Source organism: Microcystis sp. M079S1 (assembly GCF_020246425.1).
Classification (GTDB): domain Bacteria; phylum Cyanobacteriota; class Cyanobacteriia; order Cyanobacteriales; family Microcystaceae; genus Microcystis; species Microcystis aeruginosa.
In genome coordinates, this window is the sequence record NZ_JADBSZ010000304.1 from 1 (window position 1) to 5,239 (window position 5,239).

General features: G+C 40.4%; 4 protein-coding genes. 2 read left to right on the top strand and 2 right to left on the bottom strand.

The window, feature by feature from the left end; all coding sequences use genetic code 11:
* Nucleotides 1–517 precede the first annotated feature (517 nt).
* Nucleotides 518–2,158: a pilus motility taxis protein HmpF gene (hmpF, locus tag IM456_RS19630; protein ID WP_149985991.1), complete on the bottom strand. Its 1,641-nt coding sequence runs from the start codon at nucleotides 2,156–2,158 to the stop codon at nucleotides 518–520.
* Nucleotides 2,137–3,489 (bottom strand): RNA-guided endonuclease InsQ/TnpB family protein, encoded by a 1,353-nt coding sequence (locus IM456_RS19635; protein WP_149985992.1) that lies wholly within the window; start codon nucleotides 3,487–3,489, stop codon nucleotides 2,137–2,139. The genes hmpF and IM456_RS19635 overlap by 22 nt, the downstream gene beginning before the upstream one ends.
* Before the next feature lie 53 nt (nucleotides 3,490–3,542).
* Between IM456_RS19635 and IM456_RS19640 the strand changes: the two genes are divergently transcribed.
* Together IM456_RS19640 and IM456_RS19645 are read left to right on the top strand one after the other, a co-directional pair.
* A complete protein-coding gene (locus tag IM456_RS19640; protein WP_172970486.1) occupies nucleotides 3,543–3,692 on the top strand; it encodes a hypothetical protein in 150 nt (49 codons plus the stop codon).
* Between the two features lie 1,016 nt (nucleotides 3,693–4,708).
* Complete coding sequence (locus IM456_RS19645) at nucleotides 4,709–5,071, top strand: response regulator transcription factor (protein WP_149985993.1); 363 nt, start codon at nucleotides 4,709–4,711, stop codon at nucleotides 5,069–5,071.
* Nucleotides 5,072–5,239: the final 168 nt, after the last annotated feature.

Sequence of the window (5,239 nt, forward strand, 5' to 3'; positions counted from 1 at the left end):
CTTGGGGTGATCGGGGGGGAAATTTAGGCACTTTTTCCCTGAAAATTAGGTAATTGACCCCCTGAAAATCGGTAAAACCCTACACCCCACACCCCACACCCCACACCCTACCCCCACGAAAAACTTTTTCAGCAAACCCTATTTATTCCCCCTTTTGCCTATTGCCTATTGCATGAGTGCCTGTCCTGATATGTAGCATAATGCTCAACGGATTTAGTATTATTTCTCGATCGGATTGTCTCATGAATATCTGAGTATAAATTACTAATCCTAGTCTACACCACATCTAACCTAGAGTTAAATTGCTCTAAATTATTTTATTAATAGATCAAAAGCTATAAAAGTTATCGGAAAAATCGGGTCTAAAACCTCGCCTTAAGGCGAAAAGTTTTTGGAGCGGGGCATAAATCCCCGTTACAAAAACGGCCTGCTGCCCCCTGCCTCCGTTATCGGCAAAAACGGCGAAATCTTTGTTTGGATTGCCCTGTATTATTTGTTCAGGAAGCCCTAATTAAGCCTAACTGTTAATAGCGTAATGATAGGCACTACCATTAGATTCCATGGGTGTCAACCATTGGGAGATAGCTTCTAGTTTTTGACGGATTTGATCGAGTTGATCCTGCACGGGTTGCAGGAAAGTTTCGTACTGTTGTACCTGAGTTTTTAAACGCAATAATGCCAGATTAGCATCGCGCCATTGTCGCTCCTGTTCTTCAAATTCACGAGTTTTTTGCTCTAAATCCGACCATTGACCGTCAATAGTATCTCTGTTTTTTGGTAAATCCTCTTGTAGTCCCTTGATTTCTGCTGCTAAACGTTGACTTTCTTGGAGATTATTTTGATAATTATCGGCCAACAGAATTAACAATGGTTCAAAGCTACATTTTTGGGCATCTTCTGGGGATAAAATCCCCTGTCTCCGTTGCAGCATTTTCAGATGTTGAGAGCGAATAGCTTGCCTTTCCTGGAGATTACGTCTTTGTCCGACCAAAGTTGCCGCCAGCATTCCTTTTTTTTCCTGTTCCTCGGCTAATTCTTCTTCTAAATTAGCTCGCTCGGATTCATCTATTGTGGCCATTCTTGCTTCTAATTCTTCCACGGTTTGGCATTGGAGAGTTAATTCTTCCTCTTGGTCGTTGACAAAAATTTCCCAGCGCTTGAGGTCTGTTTGTAAGTTCTTAACTAAGCTCTCCAATTCTTCTAAAGGCATTTTTTCAAGAGCTTCTAGATCGACTTTACCATCAAAATCTAGTTCTTCCCCTTGCAGGAGACGAAGGAGCATTTGTTGAGTAGAATCAGTGGTTTGTAGGGTGAGGTTAAGGCACTCGAATAATTCCTGTTTTTGACTCAGAACAGTTTCTTGTATTTGTAATTGTATTTTAGCCGTTTCCAAAGCATTGCGACTCGTCTGTAATTCCCTAGCTCTTTGTTCTAGATAATCGAGCATTTCATCGTTGGCAACCTGAAGATTTTCTACAGCTTTTTTCTCCTCCTCTAAACTCTGCCAACAACTATTTAAAATAGTCTGTTGTTCCTGCACAGATTCAAGAGTGGAATGGATAATTTGTGAGGGAGAATTGCCCCGATCATGCTTATTAGCTAAACGCTCCGCTAGAGAGCGAATAAATTGTTGTTTTTCTGGGGAAAGATTGGGGTAGGAGTTACAATTTATTTGTCCTTCTTCCAGGTGTCGCTGTTGCTCGTTTAATTGTTGTTTTAGGGTTTCCAGTTCTTGTTTTTTGCGCTCTAAATACTCGAATTCTGCCTCTATTTGTTCAATTTGCTCGATTCTTGTCTCCATTTCCATTTTCTGGCGGTTGAGAATCTCGCTTTGATAGGTGAGGGATTGTTTCCACTGCTCGATTTTCTCTTGATCTTTCTTGCTGCGCTCCATCAAACGGGAAATCTTTTGCAGTTGCCGCACCATCTCCGCTCCCGCTAATTCCGGGTTTCCTTGCAGTTGACGATTATTGCTCAAATTTACCAAGAGAAGCGCACCTTCACCCAGGGAGTTAGTTTCGTCGTAGGTTAAGATATCTTCCCCCGGTATGGCGCTCCACGTCTGATCCTTATGCTGACAGGCCAATAGTTTCAATTCGGTTTTGTAACCACCGATAAAACCTCTAGTCTGTTTTTTTACTTCTGCAAGGTATAGCACGAGTAGTTGTCCTCCATAATAAAAGTTTTTTTGACTTCTCCGACCCATAAATGACGGAGGATTCTAAGCGGACTTCGCGTCTTTTTAGCTGACCAGAACTTGAATTTCTGGGGACGAGTCAAAACTCCCCTAGACACTCGACTTAAATCAAAATTAAGTGTTGTGCTTACTTTCCGAATTATGTTAGCTGCCCCATTAGCATCAGCATTAATATACTGATTTTGAGCAGTCCGATACAATCCTCTTTTTGTTCTCTTTCCTGATGGTTGCCACCCTTCGGGTCTTTCACCAAATTTAGGTAGCGAGTCATTGTCTAAGAATGAAGCTTTTGATGTATAACTTTCCTCCGTTTCAATAAACTTAATCCCACACTGTTCACACAATTGTCTAATGCGTTCTTTGAGTTTGGCTGTCGGAATTGAAACAAAAGATTGATTATTATTTTTATCTAAATTACATTCTTGTTTTTGTTCTTTATTCCATCCAAAAACAACCACTACAATTTGATGCTCAAGACAGTGATTAATAACAAGTCTAGCTGCTTTATTAACAGCATCTCTTATTTTTAGATTACGCTTTTCTGTGATTTTGGCGAGTTGGGTTGACCAAAATCCTTGAGGTTTTCCTTCTTTGAGAGTGGCTACCTGTTTGTTGTACCAACGATTAACAGACTTAAGATGTCTTCCATCGATTATAAAGCTAGTACCGAGACTAGAAACTCCTGTTAGCCAATTATTTAAACCCGGAGCTAAACCTAGCACATTATCGGGATTGACCTCAATCTCGACTGGGTTACTCTCATAAACAAACTCAACATAAAAACAATGATTTCTGGGCAGTATTCTTAATTCCTTAATTTCTTGAAACCTCAAATTGTAGGTCATTGGCAAATAGAAGCTATCAAGTCCCAACCATTGCTTAACAGTTTTTCCTAAAGGGATTCTAATTTGATTATCAACCCATTTTAGGGCTTGCTTGGGATAAGTGACAAGGAACAGACCTTCTTTTTTTCTGTATTTAGGTAGATGAGGCTTATCTGTTAACTCTCCCTTTCTATATTTCTGGTTTAGCTCTTTAAATGATTTAAAGGACTCAGCAACGCTTCTAAGTATTTGCTGTGCTGCCTGAGAGGACAAAACTTGATAGTGTTTGTTGTTTTTATACTCTTTCTCTAAATCAAATTTGCCAATAATTTTCTGGGTTTTTAAATAAAGTTGACGGGCATAATAAATTCCACAGTTAGTCAGTTTATGAGACTCAGCACAAATGAACTCAAGGATAGCCTTTAAATGTTTATCCATGCTCATTAGATTTTGCTGGCATCTATACATTGTGTTTTTACCTCCTGATGTTATGCTAACATAAATGCACTAATTATATATGTATGAAGACTAAATCATTAACAATTCGTTTATCTGACCGCAGAAAAAATAAGCTATATTTATATGCTGCCCAGAAAGACAAAACCATAACAGCACTCATCGAAGACTGGATTGATAGTCTAAAATTAGAGGAAAAGGATACGACGGGTTAAAACCCGTCGAGTCGCATTTCATCCATTGCTTAAAAAGACAATGGTTTTCATGCTCCCGTGTTATTTCGGTAAGAGAGAGTTGGCGATCGAGGCTAGGAGCGGCCCGTCTATGGTTTCAGTGTAACCATCCGATCCCCAAAATTTTTTAATTTCTATCATTCGAGTTTTTCTTTTTGATTCATACATTTGTTTTCAATTTTCCCTCTTCCCCACTGGAAAATTTTTGGAGATTTTTCAGCCCAAATGTACTGTCCTAGTCTCAAAAAATTCGGCAGTCAATCTCATAAATCGGCTCGTGTTTTCTGACCCTTTTTACCTCTGGCTGCTGTGAATAAGCTGACTACACATCTAAATTATCGGTTAAGACGGCATGAGAGCGACAAGCAAAGATAGGGAGCTAGAACTTTTGTACTAAAAATCTCCAGGGCTGGTTTAAATTCAGTAAAGCTTACTGAAAAATATGTTACATAATTAGCTTATCAGATTTATTATTAGTGACAAGAGGAGGTAATACTAAATCCTGTTTAAAAGGTATAGGAGAGTGGGGTGTAGGGTGTGGGGTGTGGGGAGAAGGGAGCACTGGAGCTGCGGATTGGGGAGCAGGGAGAAACAATTGATAAATGCTTCTCCTAGACGAAAAGAAATAGGGTCTATTGGGGGAGATTCCGAGAAATTATGGAAGGAAGCGGCAATGAGATCGAGATTCGCCGTATTTTACTGAGGAATTTCAACTAAAAGCCTAAAATCCTCAAACCCAACCCCCTAAAACCTCACACCCAACCCCCAAACCCGAAAAAAAATCTCTTGGCCGGTGGTTTTTAACGGTGGAATTGGGAACTATAGAGATGAAACCCGAAAGGGTGAATCAAGTCCTTGTTTAGAGGGAAACCCCTGATAAATTTCAGATTGCGTTGGAGGCAAAAATGAGAGAAATTTCGGAGCATCCGGTCAACGGGGACTATTATCGGGCATCTTTTGCCATTGTTGTTCTTGGCAGCCTAGCTAGGTAGGGAGTTATGAGCGAAATATTGCTGGTAGAAGACAGCCAAACGCAACGGGAACTGATCTGTGATCTACTCCGCAATAGCGGCATTAAGGTCACGATCGCCACGGATGGGGTGGAAGCCCTCGAACATATTCAGAGAGCCAATCCGGATCTCGTCGTCCTCGATATCGTCATGCCCCGCATGAATGGTTATGAGGTGTGTCGTCGTCTCAAGTCGGATCCAAAAACCAAAAATGTCCCGGTGGTCATTTGTTCCTTGAAAGGGGAAGTCTTTGATCGCTATTGGGGCATGAAAATCGGAGCCGATGCCTACATTGTCAAGCCCTTTGAACCGATTGAGTTCATTTATACCATTAAACAACTGTTGCGCTGATAAAATCGCCCTCCCCGGGGACAGTCTAGTAGGGCTGTTTCATTTAAATTAAGTATAGCTGATTTTGAGTCAATAAATTTGACCGAAGATTCTCAAGTTTATCTTGTTCTAACCAAAAGAGTTAGTCACAATAACTAATCTTTAATCCTCTGCCAAATTTATTATGAA